Source organism: Leptolyngbya sp. FACHB-36, assembly GCF_014695955.1.
Taxonomy (GTDB): Bacteria; Cyanobacteriota; Cyanobacteriia; order Leptolyngbyales; family Leptolyngbyaceae; genus FACHB-36.
The window spans coordinates 1-4240 of sequence record NZ_JACJPG010000593.1 but is presented as its reverse complement, the minus strand read 5'-3'; the positions used below and the strand labels follow the sequence as shown (position 1 = coordinate 4240).

General features: G+C 53.9%; 4 protein-coding genes. All 4 read left to right on the top strand.

Going from position 1 to position 4240, the window contains the following annotated elements; translation table 11 throughout:
• The first annotated feature begins 57 nt into the window (after positions 1-57).
• A complete protein-coding gene (gene sbcD, locus H6F43_RS17515; RefSeq protein WP_190344001.1) occupies positions 58-1335 on the top strand; it encodes an exonuclease subunit SbcD in 1278 nt (425 codons plus the stop codon).
• Between the two features lie 71 nt (positions 1336-1406).
• Entirely contained in the window at positions 1407-1817 is a 411-nt protein-coding gene (locus H6F43_RS23225) for an AP2/ERF family transcription factor (protein WP_190344000.1), read from the top strand.
• Positions 1818-1969: 152 nt separating this feature from the next.
• Positions 1970-3571, top strand: coding sequence for an Hsp70 family protein (locus tag H6F43_RS17505; protein WP_190343999.1), 1602 nt, complete (start codon positions 1970-1972; stop codon positions 3569-3571).
• Between the two features lie 300 nt (positions 3572-3871).
• A partial coding sequence (gene crcB / locus H6F43_RS17500) for a fluoride efflux transporter CrcB (protein WP_190343998.1) occupies positions 3872-4240 on the top strand: 369 nt, incomplete at its 3' end.

Sequence of the window (4240 nt, the reverse complement as noted above, 5' to 3'; positions counted from 1 at the left end):
CGGTTGCCAACTGCTAGTGGCAATTCAAATAGAATGAGGAACGAACGAGGCACGATCATGATTAAAATTCTCCACCTCTCCGACATTCACATGGGCAGCGGGTTCTCTCACGGGCGGGTAAACCCGGAGACTGGGCTAAACACGCGGCTGGAGGATTTTATGGCAGCGTTGGAATGCTGCATCGATCGCGCGATCGATGAGCCAGTGGATCTGGTGCTGTTTGGCGGCGATGCCTTTCCTGACTCGACGCCGCCGCCGTTTGTGGCGGAAGCATTCGCGAATCAGTTTCGTCGATTGGTGGACGCGCAGATTCCAACGGTGCTGCTGGTCGGCAACCACGATCAACACACTCAGGGACAGGGCGGTGCAAGCCTGTGCATTTATCGAACGCTGGGCGTACCAGGATTTGTGGTGGGCGATCGCCTGGACACCCACCGAATTCAAACCCGCCGCGGTCCAGTGCAGATCATTACGCTGCCGTGGCTGACGCGATCGACCCTGCTGACTCGTCCCGAAACCGAGGGGCTATCGATGGCAGAAGTGGGACAGTTGCTCATCGATCGGCTGCGACTGGCGCTAGAAGGCGAAATTCGCCAGCTTGATCCAGATGTGCCTACGGTGCTGCTGGCGCACTTGATGACAGACACCGCGCGCTACGGTGCAGAACGCCTGCTAGCCGTTAGCAAAGGATTCACGGTGCCGATCGCGCTGCTTGCTCGATCGTGTTTTGACTACGTAGCGCTGGGGCACGTGCATCGGCACCAAGTGCTGTGCGAACAGCCGCCGATCGTGTATCCCGGCAGCATCGAGCGCGTCGATTTCAGCGAGGAAGCCGAAGAAAAAGGCTTTGTTCTGGTGCAGTTGGAGCGCGGCAAGGCTGAGTTTGAGTTCTGTCCCCTGCCCGTGCGGGCGTTTCGGACGATCGAGCTTGACCTATCCGAGACAAATGATCCACAAGGAAAATTACTGCATGCCCTTCAGGCAGCCGAGCTTCGGGATGCCGTCGTACGCGTGATCTACCACATCCGCTCTGAGCACCTTGACCAGATCGATGCAGGTGTAGTGCACCAAGCGTTAGCGTCTACCCACAACTACACGATTCACCCCGAACTGGTGAGCCAGCTTGCCCGTCCTCGCCTGCCAGAACTGGGGGTGGGACGAAGCATGGAGCCAATGGAAGCGCTAAAAACGTATCTTGCCAATCGAGACGATCTGCGGGAGATGGAAGCTGCTCTACTGAGTGCGGCTCAGAGTCTGCTGTCGGAGCAGGACGCAGACTGGGGTGCGATCGATGACTCGGCGATCGTTTCTGATTCACAGTTGCGGCTGTTGTAAGCGCAAACGAACGCGTTGAAAGCCAAATGAGTGTGTAAAATGACTGTGCAAATGGCATTCGCATCAGGACCGTGGGTATCAGTCGCATCGAGCAACACGAGAAAAGCCACTTTGGCTACTACGTCAGGCTAACTCGGCAGGGAACGCAGTACGCTAAGTTTTTCGCAGATGGGCGCTATGGCGGTCAGCGAAACGCCCTAAAAGCCGCGCAGCAGTATTACGAGCAGCTTGTTGAGCAGATGCCATCCCAGCCGCAAGTTGGGCGTAAGAGCGTCCGCAACACCAGCGGCATTGTGGGCGTTAGTCAAACCAAGTCCGCCAGAAAAGGACACGTTTACGAATACTGGCAAGCCTGGTTTGGTAGCGGAGAAGACCGCAAGAGCGTCAAGTTCTCGATCAAGAAGTATGGTGCAACCAAGGCAAAGCAGCTTGCGATCGACGCCCGCAAAGCCTGGGAGCAAGAAGCCACCCAGATTGGATAGCGAGCCGTAAGGAAGTAGGCGATTGAACAAGAATTCAAAATTCATCCACGCCCCGCTTCTGTCAATCACTAGCCAGAGAGATTCACGCCGTGTCTCTTGCTTGTTAAGTTGAGTTTAAGGCACTATCTCTAAGGGTGTGAATAATACACGGCATGGGACTTGCGATCGACTTTGGTACTAGCAACACCGTCATTGCCCGCTGGAATCGGGTGACTCAGCAGCCCGAAACGATTACGCTGCCGGGTGTAACCTATCGTTCTGGACAAAATCCGCCGCTGATTCCTAGCCTGGTGTACGTGGAGGATGCCAGTCAGAGCAAGGTTATTGTGGGGCAGGCGGTGCGCGATCGTGCCCTCGACTTAGCCACAGACCCGCGCTTTTTCCGCAACTACAAACGCGGCATTGGTTCGTCGGTGCAGGGATTTCTGCCAACTCTCGACGGACAGACGCTTCGCTTCGAGCAGATTGGACAGTGGTTTCTGACCGAGATTTTTCAGCAGCTTAAAACCATTGAGCCGGAAGCCGGAGAGTCCCTTGTCTTCACGGTGCCTGTAGACAGCTTTGAGGCGTACCGTCACTGGCTAGGGCAGGTGTGCGAGTCGCTGAACGTTGATCAGGTGCGGATGCTGGATGAGCCAACGGCGGCAGCATTGGGATACGGGCTAGCCGATCGGGAAACCCTGCTGGTGATCGATTTTGGCGGCGGCACGCTGGACTTGGCGCTGGTGCGACTGGATGGCAGTCCTCAGTCCAAAGCCAAACCGCTGGGCTTTATCCTCAAGTGGGGGCAAAAATCGTTTGCGGAGCAGTCGGGGCAGAAGTCAAAAACGGCGCGGGTGCTGGCAAAAGTGGGGCAAAATCTCGGCGGCTCAGACATCGACAACTGGCTGGTCGATCACTTTGCTGCAACACAAGGGCTGACGGCTTCGCCACTGATCGCGCGACTGGCGGAGCGGCTAAAAATTCAACTGTCGCTGCAACCGCAGGCGCAGGAAGTCTACTTTAATGATGAAACCTTTGAAAGCTACGATCTGCAACTCAGCCGCGATCAGTTCGAGGCGATCCTGAAGCAGCACCAATTTTTTGAGCAACTGGATTCTTGCATGGAGCAGGTGCTTCAGCAGGCGCGGCGGCAAGGATTAGAGGTTGCAGATATCGATGCCGTGCTTCTGGTGGGCGGCACGGCGCAGATTCCCGCTGTGCAAACGTGGGTGCAGCAGTATTTTGACCTGAGCAAAATTCGCAGCGAAAAGCCGTTTGAAGCGATCGCTCATGGTGCGTTGCAGTTGAGTCAAGGCGTCGAGCTAAAAGACTTTCTCTATCACAGCTACGGCATCCGCTACTGGGATCGTCGCAACAACTGCCATAGTTGGCACCCGCTAATTAAGACGGGGCAGCCCTATCCCATGAGCGATCCCGTAGAGTTGATGCTGGGCGCGTCGTTGGAAAATCAGCCCAGCATTGAGTTGATTATTGGAGAACTCGGAACTGAGAGCAACCAAACGGAAGTGTACTTCGATGGTGATCGTCTGGTGACGCGGCGCGTTGGGAGTGGGCAAACGACGGTGCAGTCGTTGAACGATCGCGAGGGTGCCCGCAGCATTGCAAATCTGAATCCACCAGGCTTTCCGGGGAGCGATCGGGTTAGGGTTCTGTTCCGCGTCGATGAACAGCGATTTCTCCGCATCACCGTCGAAGATCTGCTAGCGCTGACGACGCTGCTGGACGATCAGCCTGTGGTGCAGTTGAGTTAAGGGACAAAATTACACCGCTGTTACCTTCTACCACAGCACTCAATAGCGCCAAAATATCTGTGGCGGTATTCCTGTTTTTGTAAGTGATGTCACATCGATTCGCCTGTTGAAAATAGCTGAGTTATATCAATTCGTAATTCACAATTCGTAATTCGCAATACTCGCTGCGCGAGAAGCAAGCTATGGAATTGCAGAGGCTTGAGTTCCCCTACGTTTTAGTGGTTTGATCGGTAGCTGGAATTTAGAGAGTTGGTATTACTAGATGTAATCAGCTTAATTAACTGAGGAGTGTATCCATTGATGCAAGACGTTCCTTTGCTTAGTGTGTTAGCCATTGCGATCGGTGCAATTCCTGGAGCACTGTCTCGGTATCACCTAACAGAATGGACAAAAGCAAAGTTTGGAACAAAGTTTCCCTATGGAACATTTGTCATTAATCTGACTGGATGCTTGGCAATGGGATTCTTCTTCACGATCTCCAAGGGGATTACAGACTACCCCAAAGAACTAGATTTACTTATTAGGACTGGGTTTCTCGGCTCTTACACTACATTTTCGACCTATGGCTTTGATACTCTAACTTTATGGCGCAGCAAACAAAAGCCCGCTACGTTTTTTTACTGGGCAGGAAGTGCCATTTTAGGTTTAGCAGCAGTAATTCTAGGCGCC

What these genes read in the sequence shown, in the direction of transcription:
- sbcD (WP_190344001.1), top strand. Translation starts at nt 58, where the DNA reads ATGATTAAAATTCTCCACCTCTCCGACATTCACATGGGCAGCGGGTTC.
- H6F43_RS17505 (WP_190343999.1), top strand. Translation starts at nt 1,970, where the DNA reads ATGGGACTTGCGATCGACTTTGGTACTAGCAACACCGTCATTGCCCGC.